Source organism: Allohoeflea poritis, from assembly GCF_027889715.1.
Lineage (GTDB): Bacteria > Pseudomonadota > Alphaproteobacteria > Rhizobiales > Rhizobiaceae > Hoeflea_A > Hoeflea_A poritis.
Map to the genome: position 1 here is coordinate 555,453 of NZ_JAPJZH010000001.1, position 25,518 is coordinate 580,970.

The following is a 25,518-nucleotide window of genomic DNA, read 5'->3' on the forward strand; positions in this document are numbered from 1 at the left end:
TTTACGGAGATAAAAATGGCAACCAATATCAAGGGGCCGGCAATATTTCTGGCCCAGTTTGCCGGCGATGACGCGCCGTTCAACTCACTTCCTGCAATGGCCGGCTGGGCGGCATCACTGGGCTATGAGGGCATCCAGATACCGAGTTTCGACAACCGTCTCTTCGATCTTGTACTGGCATCTGAATCAAAAATCTATTGCGACGATATCAAGGGCCAGTGCGCCGAGGCCGGTGTAGAGATCACCGAACTTTCGACCCATCTGCAGGGCCAGCTCGTGGCCGTCCATCCGGCCTATGACAGCCAGTTCGACGCCTTCGCGCCGTCCGAAGTGCATGGCAATCCCGTCGCCCGCCAGGAATGGGCCGTCGACCAGATGAAGCGCGCCGCAATCGCCTCGCGCAATCTCGGTCTGGATGTCTCGGTTTCGTTCACCGGCGCCCTCGCCTTTCCCTATCTCTACCCCTGGCCGCAACGTCCGGCAGGCCTTGTCGAGGAAGCGTTCGGCGAACTGGCCCGCCGCTGGCGGCCGATTCTCGATGTCTATGACGAGCATGGCGTCGATGTCGGCTACGAGATCCACCCGGGTGAAGATGTCTTCGACGGCGCCACTTTCGAAATGTTCCTTGACGCGCTCGGCGGCCATCGCCGCTGCACGATCAACTACGACCCGTCGCATTTCCTGTTGCAGCAGCTGGATTATCTGGGCTTCATCGACATCTATCACGAGCGCATCTCGGCGTTTCATGTGAAAGACGCCGAATTCAATCCAACGGGACGCCAGGGCGTCTATTCCGGCTATCAGGGATGGATGGAGCGGGCCGGACGGTTCCGATCACTGGGCGATGGCCAGGTGAATTTCCCGGCGATCTTCTCGAAGCTTGCCCAGTACGATTACGACAGCTGGGCCGTGCTGGAATGGGAATGCTGTCTGAAGCATCCCGAACAGGGCGCGGCGGAAGGCGCACCCTTCATTGCCGACCACATCATCCGGGTCACGGAAAAGGCGTTCGACGATTTCGCCGGCGGCGAGACGGACCGCAATCAGATCAGGCAGATGATGGGGCTTTAGGAGACATCATGGTCAGCGCATCGAATTCCGGTCCGGTCCGCCTGGGAATGGTCGGCGGCGGCCAGGGCGCGTTCATCGGCGCGGTGCACCGCATCGCCGCCCGGCTGGACGGTGACTACCAGCTTGTCGCCGGCGCCCTCTCCTCCGATGCGAAGCGCTCCCTGGCATCCGGGATTGAACTCGGTCTCGACCCCGACCGCTGTTACGGCTCCTTCAAGGACATGGCCAGGAGCGAGGCAGCGCGCGCCGATGGTATCGAGGCGGTTTCGATCGTCACGCCCAACCACATGCATTATCCTGTGGCCAAGGCGTTCCTGGAAGCCGGCATTCATGTCATCTGCGACAAGCCGCTGACCTCGACGCTGGACGACGCCAAAAAACTGGCGAAACTTGCAAAACGCTCCGGAAGTCTCTTCATCCTGACGCACAATTACACCGGCTACCCGATGATCCGTCAGGCACGGGACATGGTGGCGCGGGGCCGTCTCGGCCCGATACGGCTCGTGCATGTCGAATATGTTCAGGACTGGCTCACCGAAGCGGAGGAAGACAGCGGCAACAAGCAGGCCGAATGGCGAACCGATCCCGCGCAATCCGGCGCGGGCGGCTGCGTCGGTGACATCGGAACCCATGCCTGGAACCTTGCCACATGCGTCAGCGGGCTTGAGACGCACAGCCTCGCGGCCGATCTCGACAGCTTTGTGGATGGACGGCGTCTGGACGACAATGTGCATGTGATGCTCCGCTTCAAGGCAAAAGGCGATGAAAAGCCTGCAAAGGGCATGCTGTGGTCGAGCCAGGTGGCGCCCGGCAATGAGAACAGTCTGAAACTGCGCATCTACGGCAGCAAGGGCGGCCTGGAATGGCAGCAGGAGGAACCGAACCGGCTCTGGTTCACACCCTTCGGCAAACCCAAGCAGTTGCTGACCCGCGGCGGCGCGTCGACAGGGGCTGCGGCGGCGCGGATGACACGGGTACCGCCCGGCCATCCGGAAGGCTATCTGGAGGGTTTCGCCAATATCTATGCCGAGGCCGCACGCGCCATCCGAGCGCGCCGGAAGGCCGGCGGCAAAATCCCGGCGGATGTCCTTTATCCGACCGTTGAGGACGGCCTCGACGGCATGCGTTTCATCGACGCGTGTGTGCGCTCATCGGAAAAGAATGCGGCATGGGTGAAACTCTGAGCGACGCCGACCGGGCCGCAATACGGGCACCAGCCCAAAGGCCGGCATCGAACCGGCTCCTTTGCGAAGCGCTTGGCCGCTGATGACATGTTGCTGACGCCCCTATTTGCTTCTGGCGCGGAATCCGTCATCTTCCGAAAACCGCGCTCGGGCGGTGCGGGGGATTGGGCGGCAAAAGGCGGGTAGCACAGCGCGATGTCACAGTTTCAGGGCCTGGTGGAAGCTCTTATCATTCTTGTCGCCCTGTGCGGGGCCGCCATATGGCTGCGCAGCCGCAATACGATTCTGCCCGAGGAACAGGACGTATTCGGCCGGCTGGTCACCGACTTCGCCCTGCCGGCCGTCATCCTGCTCAGCCTGAGCAAAGTCCCCTTCTCGCTTCAGGCGCTCTTGCCGGCGCTTCTATTGTTCGCCGTGAGCATCGCGATCATGGTTCCGGCGTGGATGATCGGAAATGCGCTTGGACTGAAGCGCAAGGTTCTCGGATCGATCATTCTCGTATCCGGCTTTGGCGGATCATCGACCCTCGGGCTGTCGCTCATCCGCCGTGCATTCCACGACGATTCCGTAGTCATGCGTGACAGCGTGCTGATGGGCGAATATGGCGGCTTGTTGTCCGTCTTCACGCTCGGTGTGGCCGTTGCCATCTATTTCGGTCGGGACGAAGACAAGGAAACCAGCCTTTGGGAGGCGTGCAGACCCTTTTTCGTCTCGCCGATCTTCATTGCCATGATCCTCGGCACCGCGATCTCCATGATCGGCCTGCCGCAAAACAACATGTTGGTCCACATCGTGGAAGATGCGCTGCGGGTCGCCGGACGGTCCCTCATTGTGCTGGTCGCCTTCAGCATCGGCCTTTCGCTGCGTCCGATCGCGCTTCGTGAACTGGCGGCCCTGATCATCGTCGCCGGGTTGCTGAAACTGATCGCGGAACCGCTGTTTGCCTGGTCGTTGTCGCTTTCGTTCGCGCTGCCCCACCTTGAAGCCGAGTTGCTCGTCCTCCAGGCCGCCATGCCATCCGGCGCGATATCTGCCGTACTTGCAAAACGCTATGGCTGCGACGGCGCGGTCGCTTCCGCGCTGGTGCTCGCAACGGCTGTGCTCAGCCTGGTCTCTCTGCCGCTGACCCTTTATCTCGGCGGCTGATACCCACCACATTGCCGCGTGCGAAACGACTTCGATCTATCGGAAAATGCATCGCTTTAAAGATCTCTTAAGCCGGCTCAGTGATATTCGGACCCGGCAGTACGCGAACTGAGTCGACCGCCTTCCCATGAGTCGATGATCGCCTGTCTGCATGACGCATCCCTGCCAGCCCATCGGGCATGTCCAGCGCCCGTCCATTCGGACGGTATCCCTTTTTCAATAGGTCAGGATTACCGGATGCAAATTTCCCGCAAATTGCCTTTGGCCGCAGTCCTCATGACTCTGTTTGCCGTCGCCGCCACCAGCATGGGCGGGCTTTATGTTGCAGCACAAGCCAACATCTCGGAAGTGGAGGACAAGCTTACGGCCCTGGCGATCGGCAAGAAAAATGAGCTTTTTCAATATTTTTCCAGCATCAACAAAGACATCGAATTCGTTTCTGAAAACCGCACGACAATCGAGGCGCTTGAACTGATCGCGTTTGAGTACAGCCTGTATGAGGGAAAAGCTCAGGACACGCTGCAGCAGCGCTACATCACGGACAACCCGAACCCGGATGAACTGCATCTCCTGACCAATCCGGACATCGATGTGTATGACAACGTCCATGCGCACTATCACGACTATTTTTCCCGTTTTGTCGTCGACTACGGATATAGTGACATACTGCTTGTCGAGCCCGGCGGAGAGGTGGTCTACTCGGTCTCGAAGCAACCCGATTTCGCGACGAACCTCGTCAATGGCGACTGGAAGAGTTCCGGTCTCGCCGAAGGCTTCTCCGCGGCAATGAAACTGCCGAAAGGCGAAAACGCAGCGTTCGTCGATATGAAACGTTACGGCCCGGCCGGCGGCGCGCCCGCGGCTTTTGTTGCCCGACCGGTTTTCAAGAAAGACAAGCCAATCGGTGCCGTGGTGCTCAGCGTACCATCATTGAAAATCGCGCAGATCCTGTCCGGCCGGGAAGGCCTTGGGAAAACCGGGGAAACCATCCTGCTCAACCGGGACGGATATATGCTCTTCGATTCTGCGTATACCGAGGGCGACGATACGCTGACGCACCAGGTAACGTCCCCGCTTCTGGCTGAAGCTCTGGCCGATGGTACGGCGACCGGTGCATTTGACGGTTTTCGAGACGGTTCGGTCCGCGCCGCAATCGTGCCCTTTGATCTCGGCGGCCAACACTGGTTCGTCGTGGCACAGATCGACGACAGCGAAGCTTTCGCGGGCCTCTCGCGCATGCGGCAGGTCATGCTGCTGCTCGCAGCCATGGTTTCGATCCTTTGCCTCATCATCGCCATCCGATTTTCCAAAACGATCTCCGGCCCGATCAATGAACTCGTCGAAAAGATGCGCACGCTTGCCGATGGCGATACGCATGTCGAACTGGACGACAAACGGCCCGACGAGATCGGTGCCATGGCACGCTCCGTCGCAACGTTCCGGGATGCCGCCATCGAAAAACACCGGCTCGAGGAGGAAGCCGAATCCAGCCGGTTGATGTCCGACCAGGAACGCGCCGACCGCGAGGCAGCAAAGCGGAAGGACGAAGTTGAGACACGCGAGGCCGTTGGAGCGTTGGCGGAAGGGCTGGAACGCATGGCAAATGGCAATGTTTCAGAGACGATCGACACGCCTTTCAAGGAAGATCTGGAAAGTCTGCGCCAGAACTACAACAACACCGCAGCCAGGCTGCGCGCGACGTTTTCCTCGGTTCGCGACACGACGGCATCACTGCGCGGCAACGCTGAGGAGGTTCATGTCGCAGCGGACAATCTGGCGCGCCGCACGGAACAGCAGGCAGCCTCGCTTGAACAGACATCAGCAGCGCTGGAGCAGATCACGGTTACGGTCAACACCGCGAGCGAGAGAGCCGAGGAAGCAAGCCGCATGGTCGCCGGGACCAAGGAAAGTGCGGAGCAATCGGGCGAGGTTGTCGCCAGCGCGATGAGCGCGATGGAGCGTATCGAGACCGCCTCGCAGGAGATTTCCAACATCATCAACGTGATTGACGAGATTGCCTTCCAGACCAACCTGCTGGCGCTCAATGCAGGCGTGGAAGCGGCCCGCGCCGGAGAGGCCGGCAAGGGTTTCGCAGTTGTTGCCCAGGAGGTGCGCGAACTGGCACAGCGTTCCGCGACGGCGGCAAAGGATATCAAGGCGCTTATCACCAAATCCGGCGAAGAGGTGAAATCCGGGGTGGAACTGGTCAACGCCGCCGCATCGTCGCTTTCCCGGATCGGCGAGGACGTTATCCGCATCAACGACCATGTCGACGCGATCGCGACGGGTGCGCGCGAACAGGCGCTTGGCATTCAGGGCATCAATGCCGCAATCGGTCAGATGGATCAGACAACCCAGCAGAATGCCGCCATGGTTGAGGAGAACAACGCCGTCAGCCAGATGCTGGCGGATGACAGCGGAAGCCTGGCGCAGATCGTCGAGCAGTTCAAAATCGCGGCCGATAGCGTGCAAAAGCTTGAGGATGCCCGCGCGCCGGAAACCGGTCAAACGGCGCCGCCGAGCAAAAAAGCTGCAGTACAACCAGCACCGGTCGTAGGCAATACCGCACTTGTCCAGGAAGAAGACTGGACAGAATTCTGAACCGGATCTGCTAACGTCGCGGGCCGGAAACACCCGGCCGGCGGCTGTAAGAAAAGCGATTACTTACATCCGGAAAGTGTTTGCCGCGTTTACTGCAATAAAACCGCGCCGCTATTTTCGGTTGATTAAGATTCATTGTTTAAAGTCCCGCAATGGTAGGGGCGCCCTGACGGGTGGCCATGGCGGGGTTTTATGCGCAGGTATACGGTGAATCCGAGGGGCGTCAGTCCACAATACGGAATATGTTCGCTTGGAGTTGGGCGGTCCGTGATCCCGAGGCGCGCGATTTCGGTCAAGTGTCATGAGCCGTTTGTTTAGCAATATTCGGAAGGATCCCGAGCGGCGGATCCGAATAGCATACCGTTTTGTCCTGATCGCAATGGCCGGGCTGCTGGCAACGTCCTATTTCACCCTCAATCATGCAATCGAACGCGGCCGGCACAATGCCGTTGCATTCAAGGATCTGAACAGCGAGCGTGTTCTGTCCCAACGCGTGGTGCTGCTCAGCCAGCAAATGTTGAATGCTCACGGCGAGGAGCAGCGCCAGAACCTCCTGGATATGCTCAACGAGGCCCTGACCGAACTGGAACAGATACACACCGACCTGGTGAGCCAGATACAGCGCGACGCAAACAGGGACGCGTCTTCAAAACGTATCAGTGATATTTTCTTTTCCTGGCCCGAGCAGCTCGATTATCGGATGCGCTCGCTGATCAGCAACAGCCGTCAGTTGGCGGACCTCGCCAGCACCTCTCCGGAAATGGCCGCCGTCTATCTGGCGCCCATGGAAGGAGCGGCTGCCGAGAAGGTGCTTCCGGCGCTGGACAGGATTGCGGACATCTACCGCCTGAACACACGCAATTCCATAACGCAGTTCGAGCGCTCGCAGCAGGCTATGCTTGCCCTTTCGTTTGCGTTGCTAGCCGTCATCTGGCTGTTTTTGTTCCGGCCTCTGGCAACACAGGTCGGTCGGCGAAACCGGGAGCTCGAATCGGCCCGCGACGAAATGCAATACGCGGCAACGCATGATGGTTTGACCGGGCTGGCAAACAGAAACTATGCCCTGCAAAGAGTACAGGAAGCGACGGAGCGTCTCGATAGCGGTGAAAAGGTCAGCATGGCACTCCTTCTGCTTGACCTGGACGATTTCAAGAACGTCAATGACAGTTATGGCCATCTGAGCGGCGACCGGCTGCTTTGCGTTGTCGCCAACCGCCTCAGATCCGTTCTGGGCAAGGAAGGCATCGCGTGCCGGATGGGCGGCGACGAGTTTCTGGTCATTGTCGAGGACAAGGATGCACTGGCCCTTTTGCCGCGCGTTGCGGGCCGGATCCTGGAAAGGCTGAACGCCACGGTGACCCTGTCGAATGCGACCACTTTGGTGCGGTCGAGCATCGGCATTGCAAGGTACCCGATGGACGGGACCGATGCCGAGCAATTGCTGGCGGCGGCCGATCTCGCCCTTTATGCCGCAAAAAGATCCGGCAAGGGCACATTTCGTTTTTTCAACGACGAAATGCAAAAGGAACTCAACGCGGCAAAGGCTCTGGAAAAAGATATCGACGACGCCATTACGCTCGGCCAGTTCAAGCCGGTTTTCCAGCCCCAGATGGATGCGCTGACCGGCCGGATCATCGGGGTCGAGGTGCTGGTCCGCTGGCATCATCCGCAACGCGGCATCCTGCTTCCCGGCGATTTCCTCGATGTCGCGGCGAATCTCGGGCGCATGCCGGAGATCACGCGCCTCGTTCTCGACCAGGCATTCCAAGCTGCCTCGGAATGGAAATCGCAGGGGATCGATTTCGGAAGGATCGCCGTCAACTTCTCCGGTCACGACCTGATGTGGAACGGTTTTTTCCGCAATATCGCTCAACTGGCGCATGAACACGGTCTTGCTTGCGATCATATCAGCGTCGAAGTGGTCGAATCCGTGGCGATCAGAAGCGACAACGAGCAGTCCGCGCGGGCACTGTACGAGCTCCGCAAACTCGGCATTCGCATCGAAATCGATGATTTCGGAACCGGTTTTGCGTCCTTGTCGCACCTCAACCGCAATCTTTTTGACCGGGTCAAGGTCGACCGTCAGTTCATCGCCAATATCGACACCTGCGAACGCAGCAGGATCATCGTCGATTCAATAATACGCCTCGCGTCGGCGCTGAAACTCGAAGTGGTCGCGGAAGGCATGGAACGGCAGGAAGAGATCGACACGCTGCTGCAACTCGGTTGCACGCAATTCCAGGGCAATGCCATCGCGCCACCCATGCCGCGGACGGTTGCCAAAGACTGGCTGGCCACGCATTGCGGAACCGGCAGGCTTCCGGATGCACTGGTCGTTGAAACTCATCCGGGGGCTTTGCGCACCGGCTCTTGACTTGCCGAAATAGAGGCGACAGCGTTCGGCCGGAACCGAAAAAGACGGCGGACGGATATGCGGCTTACGCAAGAGCAGATCGAAACACTCATCTCCATCAGGCATGACCTGCACAGGCAGCCGGAACTGTCCGGAGAGGAAGAGCGCACGGCGCAGCGGATCGGCGGCCATCTGAAGCAAATGCAACCCGACGCGATCATCCGCGGCCTCGGCGGTACCGGCGTTGCGGCGGTTTTCGACAGCGGCCAGCCCGGCCCGTCCGTCATGATCCGCTGCGAGCTGGACGGCTTGCCTATCCGCGAGACGGGAACCGCAGCCCATAGATCCGAAATCGATGGGAAAGGCCACCAATGCGGCCATGACGGCCACATGACGATGGTGCTGGGTGTCGCCATGCTTTTGCGGGAGCGCCCGCCGCGCGGTCGCGTCGTGCTGTTGTTTCAGCCCGCCGAGGAAACCGGACAGGGTGCGCGGGCGGTCATTTCCGATCCGCGTTTCGAAAACATCCGATGCGATTTTTCGATCGCCCTACACAACCTGCCCGGCTACGAGGCCCACCGGATCATTCTCAAGGAGGGGCACGTCAATTGCGCGTCGCGGGGCATGCGCATTCGCCTTGAGGGCACGACCGCCCATGCGGCGCAACCCGAGGCAGGCGTGTCTCCGGCACAGGCGCTGGCCGATATCATCCGGAACCTGGATGCGCTGACCAACGCGGCCGGCAGCGGAGAAGATTTCAGCCTTGTCACCATCGTTCATGCCAATCTCGGGGAGAAAGCCTTCGGTGTCTCGCCTGCGGAAGCCGAGCTTTGGGCGACATTGCGCACGGAAACCGACGATAAAATGCTGGACGTGATCTCCCGGGCGGAGGCAACAGCAGCCCGGGCGGCGGAGGCAGCCGGCGTCACTCTTGAAATTTCATATGACGACATCTTCAATGCCTGCGAGAACGATGCCCATGTTGTCAGCCATATGCGCGAGAACGCGGGCAGCCTGGGACTGGATGTCGAGGATCTGCGACAGCCGCTTCGCTTTTCCGAGGACTTCGGCGAATTCGGAAAGCAGAGCGCATCGGCCATGTTCTTTCTGGGTGCCGGGCATGACATGCCCGCCTTGCACAATCCCGATTACGATTTTCCTGACGCGCTCATATCAACGGGCGTCAGCATGCTGAATGCAACGATGGGCGGGCTGATCGGCCGGAATACGCCGTCAGGCGTCGATTGAGCAGGCCAGGACCCGGCTGACATGGGTCAGCGGGCGGCCCGACTGACTGCACCAGCCATTGAACGCTTCCTGGACGCGCTCCATGTCCTTTTTTGAACTCGGAGACTTGTCGACAACGCCCTCACGGATAAGCGCGGCGGCGACATCGCGCGACAGGACAAAGCTGTCGACACCCATGAATCTGAGAAAATACATGGCGCTGTTGCCGCCAAGTCTGTTGGCCCGTTTCTTCAGCAATGCCAGTAGGCCGACATAGTCCTCGGCCGGCCACTCGGCGAACACCTTTGCGGCTGTTCCCCTTTCTTTCGCAAGCCCGGCAAGGAACTGCGCGTTGTCGCGGATCGCGGCGATTTTCTTGCCGTGGCGGATGACCTTGGGATTGCTCAGATGTTCTCCCATTTCCTCGTCGGTCATGAAGCCGGCGCGGCCGATATCGAAGCCGTGGAACGCTTCTTCAATGTCCGGCCATTTGTTCTCGACGACCTTCCAGTTGAAGCCGGCCTGGAAGATGCACTTGCTCATCTGCGAGAGCCAACGGTCGTCCGGAATGGCCGCGAGTTCCTCTCTGGACTTCGGATGCGACAGTGTCGCTTCGAAGGCTTTCTGCCCGCCCTTCCGGTCTGCGGCTATTTTGTAGATCGCATCGAAATCGCGCATGGTTTCGCCCCTGTCAGCCGGCAGCCCGCCGGGCTTTTGCCGCCTCGATCGTCATCGAGACGCGGCGCGGATCAAACGCAACATAGCCCGTGATCTGATCGGCGAATTCGAACGGTTCTTCGTATGACCAGCCGATCTCCGCAGCGAGTTCTTCTCCGCCATCATCGACGATGCTGAAGTAGCTCGCCTGGCCCTTGAGCGGGCAATGGGTCGATTTTTCGGTCCTTTGCAGGATTACCGGAATGTCCTCACGCGGGATATAATATTGCGGCTGGTAGATCTTGCGGCCCACTTCCTGCAGTCTCAGCACCCGGCCGCTATCGGCAATAGGCAATTCACCGAGCGTCACCCGCACTCTCTGATCCATCCGGTCGACCTGCATGAAATGCTGCGGATGGGAAGGATTGTGTATCGCGCCCTCGATCATGTCCGGTCCCCATGTCATCAAACGATCGCTACATTGATGAAATGGGGCCGGTCCGTCAAATGCCGATTGCGATCTAGAGCAATTCTGAGTTAGCTTGGAACATTTGATGGAGGAAAATCGGTTCACTCGGCTAGGCGCGTCGCGCAGCACGATGTGGTGCATCGGGCAAGCGGCGCAACGACGCCGATGGGCCGATTTTCCCCACCCTCGAAAGGACGATCGTGTTGAAACTTAAAGATAAACGGGCCGGGCGATTTTGGCCCCTGGCGTCGTTGGCTTGCGCTTGTGGTGGGTTGGCACCACGGCGCGCAACCCGCCTAGCCAGTGACCAAAATCGCCACGGTCAAATGATCCAATCTAACTCAGAATTGCTCTAGAGTCCGGCCTGTTGCGCCAATCCCTGTTCTTCAGCCTTTCTGGCAACGGCAGAGGCGACGGCAAGGTCCTGAAGCCCGACGCCGGTGCCGTCGAACAGCGTTATCTGGTCTTCGGAAACCCGCCCAGCCTGCGTGCCGTTGATCACGTCGCCGATGGGCGTGATCGCGGCTTCGGACAGCAAGCCCTTCCCGACCGCGTGCTGCGCCTCGCCGATCGATACCGACTGCGCAATCTCGTCCGTAAAGACGGCGCAAGCGGCAACAAGATCCGGGTCGACCTCCATCTTGCCCTTGGTGTCGGTTCCCATGCACGCAAGATGGGTGCCGGGCCGGATCCACTCCTTCATCAGGAGCGGCTCGTGGCAGGAGGTGATCGTGATGATGACGTCGGCGCGGGCGGCCAGTTGTTCCGGCTCCACACGCTCGAATGTCAGGCCAAGGCCGGTGACGGTCTTTTCCAGGCCGTCCAGCATTTCCGGGTGACGGTTCCAGGCAACGACGCGCTCAAAATTGCCCTGTCTGACCGCAGCGCGCACCTGGAAATGCGACTGGTGCCCGGCGCCGACCATGCCGAGGGTCCTTGAAGCCGGCCGTGCCAGATGCTTGATCGACACGGCACTCGAAGCGGCGGTGCGTATGGCGGTCAGATAGTTGCCGCCGACGATCGACGACAGCCTGCCGGTGTCCGGATCGAAGAGGAACACGGTGGACTGGTGGTTCGGAATGCCCTTTTGCGCATTGCCGGGCCAATAGCCGCCTGATTTCAGACCGAGCGCAAGCCCTGCCCTGTCAAAACCGGATTTGAAGCCGTAAAGCGCATCCGCGTGGCCGATTGCCTCGCGGATGACCGGAAAATTGTAAGCATCGCCATGCGCCATGGCGGCGAACACGGCCTCGACGGCGGCAAAGCCATCTTCTTCGGTCAGGACGGTCCTGACGCATTCTTCGGAAACGATGATCATGGGAATGTCCGTGAATTGAAGGAAAAGGGCGGCGCGGACGCCGCCCCGTACCCGGAGGCTGCCGCGTCTATCAGAGGCACATGCCGCGCGCGGTCACCGGCCAAAGCGCCTCTACCTTGCCGTCCCGCACGCCGACATACCAGTCATAGACGTTGCAGGTCGGGTCGCAGTGACCGGGTATCAGCTTCAACTTATCGTTCAATTTCAATATGTTCTGCGGATCGGCGATCACGCCGTGCTCGTCCGAGCACTTGATGTACTCGACATCGTCACGGCCGAAGATCACCGGCAGGCCGCTGTCGACGCTCTGCGCCTTCAGGCCGGCGTCGCAGATCGCCTTGTCGGTCTTCGTTTTCGACATGATGGATGTGTAGATGAACAGGCTGTTTTCGAACTCGTGGATGAAATCGCCTTCCCTGTCCTTTACCCGCTGATAGTCGGCGTCCATGAAGATGTATGAGCCGCACTGCATTTCGTTGTAGACGCCGCTGCCGCCCTCGAAATAGTAGGTGCCGGTTCCTGCCCCGCCGACGATATCGCAATCAAGGCCTTGCGCCTTCAGCATGGCCACCGTGTCCTCGACCATCTTCACGGCCTTGTCGATCTGCCCTTTGCGCTCCTCAAAATCATGCACGTGCTGGGCGGCGCCCTGATAGGCCTGCAGGCCCGAGAATTTCAGTCCGGGCGCGGCGTCGATCGTCTTGGCAAGCTCGACCACGGGTTCACCCCACTGGACACCGCAGCGCCCCGCGCCAACGTCGATTTCGACCAGGCATTCGAGTGTCACGCCCTGGCGATTGGCGGCTTCCGACAGATCATCGACATTGCTGCGATCGTCGACGCAGACCAGCACGCGGGCCTTTTTCGCCATTGCGGCAAGGCGGTCGATCTTCTTCGGGTCAACGACCTGGTTGGAGACGAGAACATCCTTGACGCCACCGGCAACCAGCGCTTCGGCCTCGGACACTTTCTGGCAGCACACGCCGCAGGCCCCACCGGCCTCGATCTGGTAAAGCGCGATATCTGCGGATTTGTGCGTCTTCGCATGCGCGCGATGGCGAATACGCTTTGATTCAATAAATTCGCGCATTTTCTTCACATTGCGCTCGAAGGCATCGAGATCGACGATCAGGGCGGGCGTGCCCACATCCTTCAGATCCATCCCGACGACGGCCGGAACGTTGAGGCCGACAACCGGCGCTGTGCTCATTGCATTCATCCTATTCTCCCGCTGATTTTTCCAGACCAAGTCCCTGCATCCAGGGAAGTTTCGTCAGGTCCACATTGCCTCCGGTGAAGATAACCCCGACACGCTTGCCGTTGAAAATGTCACGGTTCCTGATAACCGCTGCCATGGCTACCGCACTGGAGGGTTCGATGACGATCTTCATGCGTTGCCAGACCAGGTACATTGCCCTTGCGATCTCATCTTCCGACACCAGAAGAACGTCGGCCACATGGTTGGAGACGAAATGCCACGTCCGCGGCCGCATTGACACTTTCAGCCCGTCGGCAATCGTCTGAGGGGCATCGTCCTCGACGATCCTGCCCTCGCGCAGCGACCGGTAGACATCGTCGGCGTTTTCCGGCTCGGCCGCATAGATCTTGGTATGCGGCGAGATGTTCGACATGGTCAGGCAGGTACCTGAAATCATGCCGCCGCCGCCGATGGGCGCTACCACCGCATCGAGCGGGCCGACCTCCTCGTTCAGCTCCAGGGAACAGGTTCCCTGGCCGGCGATGACGCGGTGATCGTTGTAAGGATGGACGAAATCCGCGCCTGTCTCGTCAACCACGTCCTTGAGCATCGCTTCACGCGCCGCCGTCGAAGGCTCGCACTCCAGCACCATTCCGCCATAGCCGCGCACGGCGTCTTTTTTCGCATCGGGTGCGGTGCGGGGCATGACGACGGTCACATCGATGCCGCGCCGGCCGGCGGCGTAGGACAGCGACAGCGCGTGATTTCCCGAGGAATGACTTGCGACGCCATATTTGGCCTTGTCCGCGCAGAGACCGAACACCGCATTGGAGGCTCCCCGGACCTTGAAGGCGCCGGCCTTCTGGAAATTCTCGCATTTGAAATAAAGGTCGGCGCCCGTCATCGTGTTGAAAAAGGTGCTGGTGAGCACCGGCGTGCGGTGCACATGCGACCGGATGCGTTCGTGTGCGGCCTTCACATCGTCGAAAGTGGGTATGTACATCGATCCGACCTCAGGCCGCGCGCGACGTGCCGACACCGCCGACATGTCTGGTGTTGCGATAATAGTCCTGTGCGGCTGCGACACCGGACCCGAGATTGATCGGGTAGTCGAGATCGGCCATGACCATCTCGGCGGTGGCAATGCCGCTCAGGGCCATGACATCCGTCATCGATCCCAAATGGCCGATGCGGAAGACCTTTCCGGCGACCTCGCCCAGACCGACACCGAAGGCAACGCCGTATTTGTCCGCCGCGTGGCTGACGATCTTGTTGCTGTCGAAGCCAGGGGGCACGCAAATGGCCGTTACGGTTTCCGAATAGAGACGCGGATTTTTTGCGCAGATCTTCAGGCCCCATGCACCGATCGCGGCGCGAACACCCTCGGCGATGCGGTGATGGCGCGCGAAGACGTTCGGCAGCCCCTCTTCCTGCAGCATTTCGAGCGAAACCTGCAGGGCGCTCAGGATGTTAAGCGGCGGCGTATAGGGAAAACCGCCCGTCGCGTTGGTCGACAGCATGTCACGGAAGTCGAAATAGCAGCGCGCGCACCGGGCTTCTTCCATGGCGCTCAGCGCCTTCTGGCTGATGCCGACAATGGCGGCGCCGGTCGGCAGCATGAAGCCCTTCTGCGAGCCGGTAACGGCAAGATCGACGCCCCACTCATCCATGCGGAAGTCCATCGACGCGATCGAGCTGACACCGTCGACATAAAGCAGCGCCGGATGCGCGGCCGCGTCAAGCGCACGGCGAACAGCGGCGATGTCGCTGCGGACACCGGTCGCGGTCTCATTGTGGGTGACAAGAACCGCCTTGATCGCATGTTGCCTGTCTGCCGTCAGCGCCTCCTCGATCCGGTCAGCCGGAACGCCATTGCCCCACTCCTCATCGATGATATCGACATCGAGGCCGTGGCGCTGGCAAAGATCGATCCAGCGGTGCGAGAACATGCCGTAGCGGGCCGACAGGACCTTGTCGCCCGGCGAAAGCGTGTTGGTAATCGCCGCCTCCCAGCCACCGGTACCGCTTGCCGGGAAGATGACGACCTCGCCGCTGCGCGTTTTGAGCACGGCCTTCACGCCGTCGATCACAGGTTTCAAGATCGTCGCGAACTGATCCGACCGGTGATCCATTGACGGAACGTCAACCGCCCGGCGCAGCTTTTCGGGAATGTTCGTCGGCCCGGGAATAAACAGCGGGTTCTGGTCGCTCATGGTCCATCCTCAATTCCAATCGCCGACAAAATGGCAAAAAGACATGCGGAAGACAATTTTTCCGAAAAATTTTTCCATTTTTTAGATTATAGATTATCTTATTGTTTTTACGCGTTTATTTTAATCCAAAAATCACTTTCAAAATTTTCTTCCAACACTTGCATAAGATATTCGATACGCCATACTCGGCTTTTATGAGCGATACGGTCTTTACAAGAGCGCGCGGCAGGCCGCGTGGCCGGCCGACCAACAAGCCGGTTTCGAATGTCAAGGCGCTGGAGCGGGCCCTGGTCCTGCTGCGGACCGTGGCCGAGGCAGACAGCATGAGCCTGACCGACCTGTCGCAAAGGGCCGGCATGCCTGCATCGACGGCGCATCGGTTGCTCATGACCCTTCAGAATTTCGGCTACCTGGAGTTCAACGAGGACACCCAGCTGTGGACGATCGGCGTCGAGGCATTCCGTATCGGCGGATCTTTCGTGCGCCGCATCAAGGTGGTCGAGGCCGGCCGGCCGATGCTGCGGACGCTGATGGAACAAACCGGCGAAACGGCCAATATGGCCGTCGCCGACGACGGCGACGTTGTCTTTGTCTCGCAGATCGAGACGCATGAACCGATCCGCGCCTTCCATCGGCCGGGCACCCGAGCCCACATGCACGCGTCGGGAATCGGCAAGGCTTTGCTGGCCCATCTCGATGATGCCGGGCTCGATGGCTGGATGGCCAAGAAGGGCCTGCCGATCTATACGCAAAACACGATCGCCAATCCGGAGAAGTTACGCGGCGAGATGGCTGCCATACGCGAGCGTGGCTGGGCCATCGACAATGAGGAACGCACGCTCGGTATGCGCTGCGTCGCGGCACCCGTCTACAACGAATATGGCGAGGCCATCGCAGGCGTTTCAGTATCCGGTCCCACCGTCCGCATCCCGGACTCGGTCCTCACCGAATACGGCATTCTGGTACGCCAGAGCGCCGATGAGATCACCCGGAGCATCGGAGGTACGGCGCCGGCGCGGTAGATCAGTTTTTCGCAGGATTCGGGGGCAGCCGGCTGCCGGAAACTCGGCACGGCCCCGATGCCGTTACACCCCCTCGACAATCACCAGGGAACATTGGGCATTGGCATGCCGAATGGCCTTGATCGGAGCATATTCCTCACTGTCGACGAAATCGCGGGCGGTCTGCATGTCCGGAAATTCGACGATCACGATCCTTGAAGGCGACCAGAGTTCGCTTTCGACCACGTCCATCTCGCCGCCGCGCGCGCGGTATATGCCGCCATATTTTTCCGCGACCGGCCGGGCCTGCGCCTTGTAGGTCTCATATTCCTCCGGATTGCTGATCTTGGTGTCGACGATAACATAGGCGCCCATAAGGATACCTCCCCGTTCAAGTTGGATTTTTCGCAGCGCATGCTGCGTTTAAAATCCGGATTTGTCACGCGCTTTCGTCCGGTCGCAAAGCCGGCGTAGCCCGATTGCCTTGAACCGCAAGCGCCGATGGCGGCATGCCCATAGCCCTTCGAAACGCGGCAGTGAATGCACTCGGGCTGCTGTAACCGTGTTTGTGCGCCACCAATGATACGGGTTGGCCGCGTGACAGGGCTTCCACGGCACTTTGAAACCGCACCCGCTGCCGCCACGCGTTGAAGCCCATGCCCAGGTCTCGCTCGAAAAGCCTGGCCAGGGTGCGCGCCGAAGCCCCCGATTGATGCGACCACTGCTCAAGCGTGCGCCCATCCGACGGATCGGCAAGCAGCGCCGCGCACATGTTCTGCAAGCGGCGGTCCGCCGGCAGCGGCACGTGGAGCGCAAGTTGCCGGGCCGCCTCTATTTCCAGCTCGATCATGCGTGCAATATGCGCCGCCCTGCTGCCGGCTGTGTAAGCGATCGGCTCCTTGCTGAGCGCAAGGATCAACTCTCGCATCAGGCTGGTGACGGCAATCACGCAGAGCGGCTGCGGACGGGCGCGGACCGCAGCCACATCGATGTAGAGCGTACGCATCTCGACATCGCCAAACATCGTAACCGTGTGATCCGTTCCACCGGGAATGCAAATCGCGCCGTCAGGCGGCACCAGCCAGGCGTGATGCATCGTCTGAAGGCGCATGATCCCACCGACGGCATAGAGCAGTTGATCGCGGGCGTGATTGTGCAGCGGGATCGTGTGCCCGTCATCGAACCGTTTGGACATCACCACGATCGGTTGGGGCACATTCTGGTAGTCACGTGGATCGGTACTGCGGTGCAATCCGTCCATATGTTGCGTCCTTTTGGCGTCATTTTGTCTGTTTCTCGACGAATAATGGCATTACATCTCAATATCGCCAAGTTTAGATTGACCCCATGACACGGGACCGACTGCATTTCCTTCTTTTGAACATCGGGCATTTCCTCGATCATTTGTTCACGCTCATCTTCGCGACGGTGGCGGCGCTGGCACTGATCCGGGAATGGGGTGTCGGCTATGCCGCGCTGCTCGCCTACGCCACGCCCGGTTTCCTTGCGTTCGGCGCTTTCGCGCTTCCGGCCGGATGGATCGCAGACCGCTGGAGCCGCGACGGAATGATGTGTGTCTTCTTCATCGGCATCGGCATCGCCTCGATCCTCACGGCCTTTGCACAAACGCCATTGCAGATCGGCTTCGGCCTGTTCGCGATCGGTGTCTTTGCAGCGATCTACCACCCCGTGGGCCTGGCAATCCTCACCATGAAGTGGCGCAACATGGGCATGCGCATCGCCGCCAACGGTGTCTGGGGCAATCTCGGCGTCGCCTGCGCCGCACTAATCACCGGCTTCCTGATCGACCATGGCGGCTGGCGCCTGGCGTTCATTGCCCCCGGTCTCGTCTCCATCGTCATGGGTTTCGCCTATATGGCCCTGCGCTGGCGGGCAATGCAGGCTGACCATCGCCCTGCAGCGCCCCAGGAAGCGCCTTCACACCCCTCGCCCGACAAGCGGGCGGTCGTGCTGCGGGTTTCGCTGATTGTCTTCCTGACGACGGCGGTTTCCTCCATCATCTTCCAGTCGACCACTTTTGCCCTGCCGAAAATCTTCGACGAGCGGCTGCAAGGCCTGGCGGAAGCACTTTCCGAGTGGATGCAGGCGGTGGCCGTGGCCGGGAACAGCGACGTTGCGACCGCTGTCGGCACACTGGCCTTCGTCGTTTTCGCGGTCGCCTCGATCGCCCAACTGGTCGTCGGTGCGCTGCTCGACCGGATCGGCCCGCGCAATGTCTTCCTCGGCGTCGCCGCAATGCAGATGGTTTTCTTCTCGATCATGCCCGGCCTGACGGACGGGATTGCGCTCGCCGTCGCGCTCGGTTTCATGCTTGGTGCGTTCGGCCAGATCCCGATCAACGATTACATGATCGGGAAAATGGCGAGCGGTCCGTTCCGCGCGCGCATATATGGCGTGCGCTATGTGGTGAGCTTTTCCGTGCTGGCGGCAACGCTCCCGCTGATCGCCATTGTCTACGACCGCTGGGGCTTCGATACGCTGTTCCGCATCCTTGCCGGCGCCGCCCTTGTGATCTTTCTGGCGGTTGCGGCGCTTCCGAGCCGCCTGCCCGTGCCTCAGCGTGCAAACGCGGCCGCGGAGTAGCACGGCGGCCAGTACACAACCTTATCCGCAAAGCCCCGCTGCCTGCAGCAGGCCGTGGCCGTAGACGTCGTCCCTGCCCGGCTCGCCAAGATCAAGGGCCGCTTGCGCCAGCGCCGCAAGAACCTCGTCATGGCTGGCTGAGCCTTGCCCGTCCAGCGCCAGGGCGGTTGCCGCCGTTATGAACGGCACGGCATAGGAGGTTCCGGTGGCAAAGCGCGCGCCGCTGATCGACGCGGCAATCCAGACCTCGACGCCCGGCCCGGATATGTCGATATGTTCGCCGCGACCGGCACGGCGATAGATACGCCCGCGATGATCCACGGCGGTCACGGCGATCACGCCGGGATAGGCGGCCGGATAGACCGGCTTCGCATTGGGACCCATATTGCCGGCCGCCGCGACAATCAGGACATTGTCTTCTTCCAGGTTTGCTATCGTTTGCTCAAGCACCGTATTCGGCGGTCCGGAAAGGCTCATATTGATAATGTCGACATTGCGCTGACTGACGAGATCGATGGCCTTTACAAGCGTGAAGAGATCGCTGCGTTCATCGTTGCCCTTGCCTCTGTAGAAGGCGTCCACGGCAATCACCGTTGCTTCCGGCAGCAGGCCGGGCGTACGGCTTTCGGCCGAACCGATCAGGATGGACGCAACCGCCGTGCCGTGCCGGCGCGATGATTTGCGCACGCCCTCACCCTCCACCGGGCTGTCGATCACTTCCAGCCGCCCACCCTTGAATGCAAGATGTTCCGGATTGATGCCCGTATCGACCAGGCCGATGCGGGCGCCGGCGCCGCAACCCTCTCGTGCGCCGGGCGCAATCGGCCAACCGATCAGCTTTCGAGCAGCGCATCCCGGCCCGGAACAATCGGTGCCGGATGGGCTCGGAGCCGGGGTCACGGGCGCGCTGGTGCGGTAGTAGTGATTAAAATCCGCTCTGGCCGTCGCGCTGATGCCGCTCACCTCCGCCCTGGCCTCGTCGAGGGTGATGCCGGTTCTGATTCTGAGGCGCGCCAGCGTTGAGACCGGCGCTTGAAGCTGCTGTCGGCTCAGTACGGAGTAGCCAAGTTCGACAAGACGGGCGATATCGTCATCTTCGAGCCCGGTGGCAACAATTTCCCCTGCCGCTTCGGAAGCCCTCGGGGCCTGTCGCGCGCGCGGAGCAGCGGGTCGACTGGGGGTGGATCTGTCGAAAATGTCCAACAGTCTCCTGACACCCGACCGAGCCGGGCCGTCATCATCGTCATCATCGTCGTCGTCATCATCACCGGCGTCGTCACCATCGTCGTCAGCGCCGCCATCGTCTCCATCGTCACCACCGCCGTCTCCGCCGTCGCCATCTCCACCGTCGCCACCGTCGCCCCCCTCACCTTCGTCTGCATAGGCGGCGAAAGTCCATCTGCCATCGCAATCGACCGATGCCCCGGCGCTCAAGAAAAGCGCAGAGAAAACAAAAACGCTGATGCGAAACGGAGACATGGTTTGCTCGCGCCTGTGGTTCTTGAAATTGGCCATGCTTGTGTGCTCACTTGTTTTTGCAGGCGTTGCCTTCCAACATATCGGGACGTAAACGCATCGGCGATGCAATTATTCCCCAGCTTCTGAATAGGGTCCAATCGCAAATGGCGGACGAATTCGGCCAAAACCTCATCGCGCTCCTGCCAAATCTGCGCCGGTTTGCCATTTCCTTGTGCAGATCACGCGAGATCGCCGACGACCTGGTCCAGGCGACCTGTGAGAAAGCGCTCGCCAACCGGGGCAGTTTCCAGCCGGGAACACGCATGGATGCCTGGCTGTTCAGGATCATGCGCAACAGCTGGATCGACCGGACCCGCCGCGAGCGCACGGAAGGCGTGAAGACGGATATCGATGACGCGCAGTTCCTGATCGGGCAGGACGGTGCCAAGGTAACGGAAGCACGCCTCATGCTCAACGATACGGCACGGGCGATCGCGGCGTTGCCGGACGAGCAGCGCGAAGTGCTGTTGCTCGTGAGTGTCGAAGGGCTTTCCTACAAGGAAGCAGCGGATGTGCTGGGCGCGCCGATCGGGACGGTCATGAGCCGGCTTGCCAGGGCACGCAAAAAAATAATTGAAGATGTGGGAATAGATGGCTCCGCCGAACGTTCTCGTGACAGGGAAGGTTTTTAACGATGATCCGGAAGCGCTTCAGCGATGAAACTCTTATGGCCTTTGCCGACGGCGAACTGACGCCGCGGGAGCAGGAGGCTGTCGAGCGCGCCATGGAAAACGATCCGGCGCTTGCTGAAAGGGTCGCGGCATTTCTCGATAGCCGCGCGAAGGCGCAGGACGCGCTGGGTCCGCTGCTCGACGAGCCCGTCCCGGAGGCGCTGACGGCCCGAATTCGCGCGCTGGCGAATGAAGGAGGCAATGTAACCGCCTTCCCGCAGAAACAAATCAGCATCCGCAGGCCCGGCCCACGCTGGGCGCTGCCCCTGGCCGCATCCATAGCCCTCATTGCCGGCGGCTTGGGCGGTTACTTCGCCGGCAATACCGGCCAGGGGCAGCAAAGCCGCTTCGGCGTCGCCGAGATCTCTCAGCCCGCCGTTACGGCCGCGCTCGATACGGTTGCTGCGGGAAGCGAAACCGGTCTTTCCGTGGGCGAGCGTTTTCGGGCAATCGCAAGCTACCGCGACGCGGACGGCACGTTTTGCCGCGAATTCGAGGTCGATCGCAGCGACGGTTCGACAATCGTGTCCATCGCATGTCGCCCCGAAACGATCTGGAAACTGCAGTTCACCGTGATTGCAAGGCAAAGCAGTACCGGCTATGCGCCGGCTTCTTCGCTGGAAACGCTTGACGCCTATCTCTCGGCAGTCGGCGCCGGGGCGCCGATGTCGGCCGAAGAAGAGCGCGCCATCCTGCAATCGCTTGAATAAAATTTCCGCGGAAAACTCTCAATCCTGGACTGCTGCCGCCTTGACCCCGGCGGGTCAGGCGACCCGTCGTTGCGAAGCATCAAAATCGATGATCCTGAAGCGGCGGCTGAGCCCTGCCGGCAGGGGCGCGGCAACGACAATCGTGGCTCCGCTTGCATGTAACTCGCCGAAAAACGCATCGGACAAAACCTCGTCCGCCACCAATTCGCGGTCGGCGATCAGCACGAGTCCGCTTTGCCGCATGACCGCCCGCGCCGCGCGAATGGCCGTGACGGGCGCGCCGACGCATTCCCCATCCTCGCCGATTGCCATCGCCTCATGCCCGGGCGGCAGGCCGAACCGGGCCAAGACCCGCTTCAGTTCTTCATCGTCGCCGGAACGCGCGCCGAGACGGGCATTGACGGCGACGCTGGCCTTGATCAGACGGAGATGCGGCGAAACGATAGTGACCTCGCGCCACCAGTTTCGCGCGCGAATGTCCACGGCATCACATCCGTCCAGGAAGACGCAACCGGCACCGACACGCTTCAGTCCGCCGAGCTTCATCACAAGATCGGTCGCCTGGTCTTCGGTCAGGCCGGAAAGAGCCACGGCCTCTCCCGCGACGGCGCTGAAGTCCACCTGCCGGTCTCCGGGCTCCAAACGCAAACCTCTCGCTTCAATCGCTCGTCCTGCTTCGCGCTTCTGCAATCGTTGACCGGCATCCGGGTCGATCGCCGGCAGGCGCAACACCGCCTCGATGCGATCCAGCGCAATCCGGTATGCCAGCCGATACTCAAGTCCAAGAGCGACGGCGCTGAGATGGGTCGCGGCCAGCGCGGCCATCACGACGAGCACGCCGAGAGAAACGGCGCTGAAGGCTTCCGTTTCGAATATCAGCCGCCCGCCTGCAGCGAACAGAACGACGGCGGGAAAGACAAGATCGCCGCTTGACCGCAGCAGTCCCGACAGCGTGGCGCGTGCAACAAGTGCAGCATTCAGGTGATCCGATTTCTTCTTCAATCCGCGCACGGTCGAGCCATGGCGTCCAAAGCCGAGCAAAGTCAGGCGCGCCGCAAGGATGCCGCCGGCCCGCGCGGCAATGCGCCCGCGCTGGCGGCGGCTTTCGCGGATGCGCCGTCTTAATGGTCGAAGGCAAAGGACAACGGGTACGGCCCACAGGGCGAACGCGAATGCGAGCACGATCGCAATCCCCGGCTCGAAGATGATAAGCGTCGCCGTCACGGCCGACAGCGCCGCCACAGCCACGACAATCGCGACCAGCCCACTGGCGAGCCAGAGCTTTATCGCAGAAAGATCGTTGACCACGCGGGTCATCACAAGGCCGGTGCGCGGCGGCCGCGAATCCGCGGGGATGCGGATAACGTGACTCATCAGCGCAACCCTTAACTCCGTCACATAGCCGAGTGCGAAGGCTTCAGCGAACCGGCGTTGCGCCACCCGCACAACAATCAGAACCATCGCCGCGGCGATGACCGTTCCTGTCAGCCAGTGCTGGGAGGGAGCGTCTTCGACTTGCGTCAAAAGGCGGCTGCCGGCGGCCGCGACGGCAAGCGCCGCGCCCGCCTGGGCGACACCAAGACAGGCAAGACCCGAAAGTTGCAGTAGCCGCCGCCGGGTCCACAGGGCCGGAACGGCCATGTTACTGGCCCGCCACTGCCGCAAAACGCCCGCCTGCAAGCGCCGCCCAGTCCGCAATCGCTTCGGGGTCTGTCAGATCACTGAGGGCGAAAACCGGCAATCCGGACGCCTCGGCCGCTTCCCGGCTGCCAAGTGGCGAGCGGGTCAACGCACCGGAGATACCCAGGACACGATGCCCATTACAGACAAGATCCCGAACGCCCGAGACCGCTCCCATTGCATCGCCGGCGGCAAAAAATGTTCCCGTCAGCATGGAACGCAAATCGTCCATGCCGGCAAGGACCGCCGTTTCCTTCTGGTAAAGACCATCCGCGACTTCAATCACGGCAACCGAGCAGCCGTGTGCGGCAAGTGCATAAAGCATGTTTTTCGCGCCCTGCAGGATCGTTTCCGGATCGACGTTGAACGTGCTTGGCAAGCCCGCGTCGCTGAAATCCAGGGCATCGGCCGCACCATAGTCGCGCATCAGCCAGGGATCGCCGCCGGCCGCGGTACCAGTAATCTTGGCGGCCCCCACCCGGAAACCGGCATCGCTGAAACCCTTGATAAGCGTTGCCGCCGTGATCGTCTTGCCTGCGTTCATCGACGTTCCGAAGACAGCAAAGACGGCTTCCGGCATGGGTCCGGGAACAGGCTTGAGTGCAAAATCGCCAATATTGATCGGTTCATGACGGGCGCAGCCCAGCAGGCCGACGGGTTCAATTTCGGTCGGGCCGCTCAAACGATCGTGCCAGCTTTCCGCCCGCGCGGCTATGCCGCCGGCGGCAACCAGATGACACGGTCCGAGATCGCCCGGAACATAAGCCTCGTACTGGTCCGGAGCATAACGGTCCCCATAGGCGACAATAATCTCGTCACCGGGATTCATCATTGCCCGGCGACCGCTCGGAAGCTCTATGCGCTTGTGCGACCCCGGCTTGCCGACCCGGGCAAGAACCAGATCGCCGGCTCTCGGCCGCCGTGCCGCACCAATCAGAGTCTTTATCTCCTCAAGCGGCACACGCCGGCAGGAATATGCCCGCCTGGCTCGGTTGACAACATTCCGGTCGAGTATCTGCATGGGTCCACCTTTCATTCAAGACCAGTCGCCCCTCGGCGACATGGGAGAAACGAAAGTCGTCGAAACTTATTCCGGTATGCGCCAAATAAATTTTGGAGAAGGTGTTTCCAAAGCGTCCGCGATCAATGGATATCCTCAATCGCGGACACGACTTCACACCGGCATACACTGACTGACCCCGGTAAATTCAAAAGCCGCGCCATCGCATTTTTCGACTTCGCCCGCCAGCGCATCTGCATGCCCTCCCGAAGCCCTTGATTTAGAGCAAAGCGGCAAACGTGTCCGGGAAGTAGCCTGCTTGAGGAAAAATGACGGCCGGCAACCGGGATGAAGGAGGCAGACCATGCGTTTTTTGCTCATTTACGGCACGACTGAAGGGCAGACACGGAAGATTGCGGAATATTGTGCCGAAAGGCTGAAACAAGCCGGCCACGAGGTCGACATAGGAGACAGCCGCCGCCGCATGCTCGACCTTGTGATCCCATCCTACGATGCGGTCATCCTTGCCGGTTCCGTGCATCAGCAGACGCACCAGGAGACTCTCCTCAACTTTACGGTCGCGCACCGCAAACAGTTGAAGGAATTGCCGACGCTGCTGATCTCGGTCAGCCTCTCGATCGCGTTCGAAAACGGCGCGGAAGAGGCCCGGCGTTATGTCGACCGGTTCATCGAGGATACCGGGTTCGAGCCGCGCGCGATCGCGCTTGCCGCAGGCGCTCTGAAATACGACCAGTACGACTACTATATGAACCAGATCGTCGAGCATGTCGTTCTGGAAAACAGGGCGCCGATCACCGAGGATCGCGAGTTTACCGACTGGGATGCACTCGGCAAGGAGCTGGACGCGTTCGTCCAGTCCTGCCAATCGTAGCAGCG

The 25,518-nt window shown here is 60.7% G+C and carries 22 protein-coding genes; 11 read left to right on the forward strand and 11 right to left on the reverse strand.

The genetic code is table 11. The features are described from left to right. Positions 1-15: 15 nt before the first annotated feature. The 6 genes from OOZ53_RS02825 (at position 16) to OOZ53_RS02850 (ending at position 9,603) form a co-directional block, all read left to right on the forward strand. On the forward strand, positions 16-1,071 hold the full coding sequence (locus tag OOZ53_RS02825; RefSeq protein WP_271087782.1) for a sugar phosphate isomerase/epimerase family protein: 1,056 nt from the start codon (positions 16-18) through the stop codon (positions 1,069-1,071). Between the two features lie 8 nt (positions 1,072-1,079). Beyond that, entirely contained in the window at positions 1,080-2,255 is a 1,176-nt protein-coding gene (locus OOZ53_RS02830; RefSeq protein ID WP_271087783.1) for a Gfo/Idh/MocA family protein, read from the forward strand. Between the two features lie 195 nt (positions 2,256-2,450). Next, on the forward strand, positions 2,451-3,401 hold the full coding sequence (locus tag OOZ53_RS02835; RefSeq protein WP_271087784.1) for an AEC family transporter: 951 nt from the start codon (positions 2,451-2,453) through the stop codon (positions 3,399-3,401). A 276-nt stretch (positions 3,402-3,677) separates the two neighbouring features. Then, positions 3,678-6,002, forward strand: coding sequence for a methyl-accepting chemotaxis protein (locus OOZ53_RS02840; protein ID WP_271087785.1), 2,325 nt, complete (start codon positions 3,678-3,680; stop codon positions 6,000-6,002). A gap of 301 nt (positions 6,003-6,303) precedes the next feature. Further along, positions 6,304-8,376 (forward strand): putative bifunctional diguanylate cyclase/phosphodiesterase, encoded by a 2,073-nt coding sequence (locus tag OOZ53_RS02845; RefSeq protein ID WP_271087786.1) that lies wholly within the window; start codon positions 6,304-6,306, stop codon positions 8,374-8,376. Positions 8,377-8,433: 57 nt separating this feature from the next. After that, a complete protein-coding gene (locus OOZ53_RS02850) occupies positions 8,434-9,603 on the forward strand; it encodes an amidohydrolase (protein ID WP_271087787.1) in 1,170 nt (389 codons plus the stop codon). Here the strand turns inward: OOZ53_RS02850 and OOZ53_RS02855 are convergent. From OOZ53_RS02855 to bhcA, 6 genes are all read right to left on the reverse strand, one after another. Then, entirely contained in the window at positions 9,589-10,260 is a 672-nt protein-coding gene (locus OOZ53_RS02855) for a DNA-3-methyladenine glycosylase I (RefSeq protein ID WP_271087788.1), read from the reverse strand. The two genes, OOZ53_RS02850 and OOZ53_RS02855, sit on opposite strands and share 15 nt — an antisense overlap. A gap of 13 nt (positions 10,261-10,273) precedes the next feature. Continuing rightward, on the reverse strand, positions 10,274-10,705 hold the full coding sequence (locus tag OOZ53_RS02860; protein WP_271087789.1) for a DUF427 domain-containing protein: 432 nt from the start codon (positions 10,703-10,705) through the stop codon (positions 10,274-10,276). A gap of 355 nt (positions 10,706-11,060) precedes the next feature. Continuing rightward, positions 11,061-12,026: an iminosuccinate reductase BhcD gene (gene bhcD, locus OOZ53_RS02865; RefSeq protein WP_271087790.1), complete on the reverse strand. Its 966-nt coding sequence runs from the start codon at positions 12,024-12,026 to the stop codon at positions 11,061-11,063. A 70-nt stretch (positions 12,027-12,096) separates the two neighbouring features. Beyond that, the gene (locus tag OOZ53_RS02870) at positions 12,097-13,245 is read right to left on the reverse strand and encodes a DSD1 family PLP-dependent enzyme (protein ID WP_271087791.1); all 1,149 of its coding nucleotides are present in this window, start codon (positions 13,243-13,245) and stop codon (positions 12,097-12,099) included. A gap of 1 nt (position 13,246) precedes the next feature. Continuing rightward, positions 13,247-14,227, reverse strand: coding sequence for a beta-hydroxyaspartate dehydratase BhcB (gene bhcB / locus OOZ53_RS02875; RefSeq protein ID WP_271087792.1), 981 nt, complete (start codon positions 14,225-14,227; stop codon positions 13,247-13,249). Positions 14,228-14,237: 10 nt separating this feature from the next. Further along, positions 14,238-15,437, reverse strand: a complete 1,200-nt coding sequence (gene bhcA / locus OOZ53_RS02880) for an L-aspartate--glyoxylate aminotransferase BhcA (RefSeq protein WP_271087793.1) — start codon at positions 15,435-15,437, stop codon at positions 14,238-14,240. 194 nt (positions 15,438-15,631) lie between these two features. Between bhcA and bhcR the strand changes: the two genes are divergently transcribed. Further along, positions 15,632-16,459, forward strand: a complete 828-nt coding sequence (gene bhcR / locus OOZ53_RS02885; RefSeq protein WP_271087794.1) for an HTH-type transcriptional regulator BhcR — start codon at positions 15,632-15,634, stop codon at positions 16,457-16,459. 63 nt (positions 16,460-16,522) lie between these two features. Here bhcR and OOZ53_RS02890 read toward each other — a convergent pair whose 3' ends face one another. Together OOZ53_RS02890 and OOZ53_RS02895 are read right to left on the reverse strand one after the other, a co-directional pair. Next, entirely contained in the window at positions 16,523-16,813 is a 291-nt protein-coding gene (locus OOZ53_RS02890) for a DUF1330 domain-containing protein (protein ID WP_271087795.1), read from the reverse strand. A gap of 64 nt (positions 16,814-16,877) precedes the next feature. Then, positions 16,878-17,699: an AraC family transcriptional regulator gene (locus OOZ53_RS02895; protein WP_271087796.1), complete on the reverse strand. Its 822-nt coding sequence runs from the start codon at positions 17,697-17,699 to the stop codon at positions 16,878-16,880. An 86-nt stretch (positions 17,700-17,785) separates the two neighbouring features. Between OOZ53_RS02895 and OOZ53_RS02900 the strand changes: the two genes are divergently transcribed. Further along, positions 17,786-19,042: an MFS transporter gene (locus OOZ53_RS02900; protein WP_271087797.1), complete on the forward strand. Its 1,257-nt coding sequence runs from the start codon at positions 17,786-17,788 to the stop codon at positions 19,040-19,042. A gap of 21 nt (positions 19,043-19,063) precedes the next feature. On the opposite strand, the gene OOZ53_RS02905 is transcribed toward OOZ53_RS02900, so the two are convergent. Then, positions 19,064-20,557 (reverse strand): S8 family serine peptidase, encoded by a 1,494-nt coding sequence (locus tag OOZ53_RS02905; RefSeq protein WP_271087798.1) that lies wholly within the window; start codon positions 20,555-20,557, stop codon positions 19,064-19,066. A gap of 107 nt (positions 20,558-20,664) precedes the next feature. Between OOZ53_RS02905 and OOZ53_RS02910 the strand changes: the two genes are divergently transcribed. Next, positions 20,665-21,192 carry a sigma-70 family RNA polymerase sigma factor gene (locus tag OOZ53_RS02910; RefSeq protein WP_271087799.1) on the forward strand — a complete coding sequence of 176 codons (528 nt, stop codon included), beginning with the start codon at positions 20,665-20,667 and terminating at the stop codon, positions 21,190-21,192. A 2-nt stretch (positions 21,193-21,194) separates the two neighbouring features. Then, complete coding sequence (locus tag OOZ53_RS02915; RefSeq protein ID WP_271087800.1) at positions 21,195-21,941, forward strand: anti-sigma factor; 747 nt, start codon at positions 21,195-21,197, stop codon at positions 21,939-21,941. A 54-nt stretch (positions 21,942-21,995) separates the two neighbouring features. Here the strand turns inward: OOZ53_RS02915 and OOZ53_RS02920 are convergent, their stop codons facing one another. Both OOZ53_RS02920 and OOZ53_RS02925 read right to left on the reverse strand, forming a co-directional pair. Further along, positions 21,996-23,582, reverse strand: a complete 1,587-nt coding sequence (locus OOZ53_RS02920; protein ID WP_271087801.1) for an ABC transporter transmembrane domain-containing protein — start codon at positions 23,580-23,582, stop codon at positions 21,996-21,998. Between the two features lies 1 nt (position 23,583). Next, positions 23,584-24,657, reverse strand: a complete 1,074-nt coding sequence (locus OOZ53_RS02925; RefSeq protein WP_271087802.1) for a P-loop NTPase family protein — start codon at positions 24,655-24,657, stop codon at positions 23,584-23,586. A 328-nt stretch (positions 24,658-24,985) separates the two neighbouring features. Here OOZ53_RS02925 and OOZ53_RS02930 point away from each other — a divergent pair, with 328 nt between their 5' ends. Then, positions 24,986-25,513 (forward strand): flavodoxin domain-containing protein, encoded by a 528-nt coding sequence (locus OOZ53_RS02930; protein WP_271087803.1) that lies wholly within the window; start codon positions 24,986-24,988, stop codon positions 25,511-25,513. Positions 25,514-25,518: the final 5 nt, after the last annotated feature.

Excerpts from the sequence above, each read along its gene's own strand:
- bhcB (WP_271087792.1), bottom strand. The coding sequence starts at position 14,227 with ATGTACATACCCACTTTCGACGATGTGAAGGCCGCACACGAACGCATC.
- bhcD (WP_271087790.1), bottom strand. The coding sequence starts at position 12,026 with ATGATCATCGTTTCCGAAGAATGCGTCAGGACCGTCCTGACCGAAGAA.
- OOZ53_RS02860 (WP_271087789.1), bottom strand. The coding sequence starts at position 10,705 with ATGACATGGGGACCGGACATGATCGAGGGCGCGATACACAATCCTTCC.
- OOZ53_RS02910 (WP_271087799.1), top strand. The coding sequence starts at position 20,665 with ATGGCGGACGAATTCGGCCAAAACCTCATCGCGCTCCTGCCAAATCTG.
- OOZ53_RS02895 (WP_271087796.1), bottom strand. The coding sequence starts at position 17,699 with ATGGACGGATTGCACCGCAGTACCGATCCACGTGACTACCAGAATGTG.
- OOZ53_RS02845 (WP_271087786.1), top strand. The coding sequence starts at position 6,304 with ATGAGCCGTTTGTTTAGCAATATTCGGAAGGATCCCGAGCGGCGGATC.
- OOZ53_RS02840 (WP_271087785.1), top strand. The coding sequence starts at position 3,678 with ATGACTCTGTTTGCCGTCGCCGCCACCAGCATGGGCGGGCTTTATGTT.
- OOZ53_RS02900 (WP_271087797.1), top strand. The coding sequence starts at position 17,786 with ATGACACGGGACCGACTGCATTTCCTTCTTTTGAACATCGGGCATTTC.
- OOZ53_RS02870 (WP_271087791.1), bottom strand. The coding sequence starts at position 13,245 with ATGAATGCAATGAGCACAGCGCCGGTTGTCGGCCTCAACGTTCCGGCC.
- OOZ53_RS02925 (WP_271087802.1), bottom strand. The coding sequence starts at position 24,657 with ATGAAAGGTGGACCCATGCAGATACTCGACCGGAATGTTGTCAACCGA.
- OOZ53_RS02850 (WP_271087787.1), top strand. The coding sequence starts at position 8,434 with ATGCGGCTTACGCAAGAGCAGATCGAAACACTCATCTCCATCAGGCAT.
- OOZ53_RS02890 (WP_271087795.1), bottom strand. The coding sequence starts at position 16,813 with ATGGGCGCCTATGTTATCGTCGACACCAAGATCAGCAATCCGGAGGAA.
- OOZ53_RS02915 (WP_271087800.1), top strand. The coding sequence starts at position 21,195 with ATGATCCGGAAGCGCTTCAGCGATGAAACTCTTATGGCCTTTGCCGAC.
- bhcA (WP_271087793.1), bottom strand. The coding sequence starts at position 15,437 with ATGAGCGACCAGAACCCGCTGTTTATTCCCGGGCCGACGAACATTCCC.
- OOZ53_RS02930 (WP_271087803.1), top strand. The coding sequence starts at position 24,986 with ATGCGTTTTTTGCTCATTTACGGCACGACTGAAGGGCAGACACGGAAG.
- bhcR (WP_271087794.1), top strand. The coding sequence starts at position 15,632 with ATGAGCGATACGGTCTTTACAAGAGCGCGCGGCAGGCCGCGTGGCCGG.
- OOZ53_RS02830 (WP_271087783.1), top strand. The coding sequence starts at position 1,080 with ATGGTCAGCGCATCGAATTCCGGTCCGGTCCGCCTGGGAATGGTCGGC.
- OOZ53_RS02920 (WP_271087801.1), bottom strand. The coding sequence starts at position 23,582 with ATGGCCGTTCCGGCCCTGTGGACCCGGCGGCGGCTACTGCAACTTTCG.
- OOZ53_RS02905 (WP_271087798.1), bottom strand. The coding sequence starts at position 20,557 with ATGGCCAATTTCAAGAACCACAGGCGCGAGCAAACCATGTCTCCGTTT.
- OOZ53_RS02835 (WP_271087784.1), top strand. The coding sequence starts at position 2,451 with ATGTCACAGTTTCAGGGCCTGGTGGAAGCTCTTATCATTCTTGTCGCC.
- OOZ53_RS02825 (WP_271087782.1), top strand. The coding sequence starts at position 16 with ATGGCAACCAATATCAAGGGGCCGGCAATATTTCTGGCCCAGTTTGCC.
- OOZ53_RS02855 (WP_271087788.1), bottom strand. The coding sequence starts at position 10,260 with ATGCGCGATTTCGATGCGATCTACAAAATAGCCGCAGACCGGAAGGGC.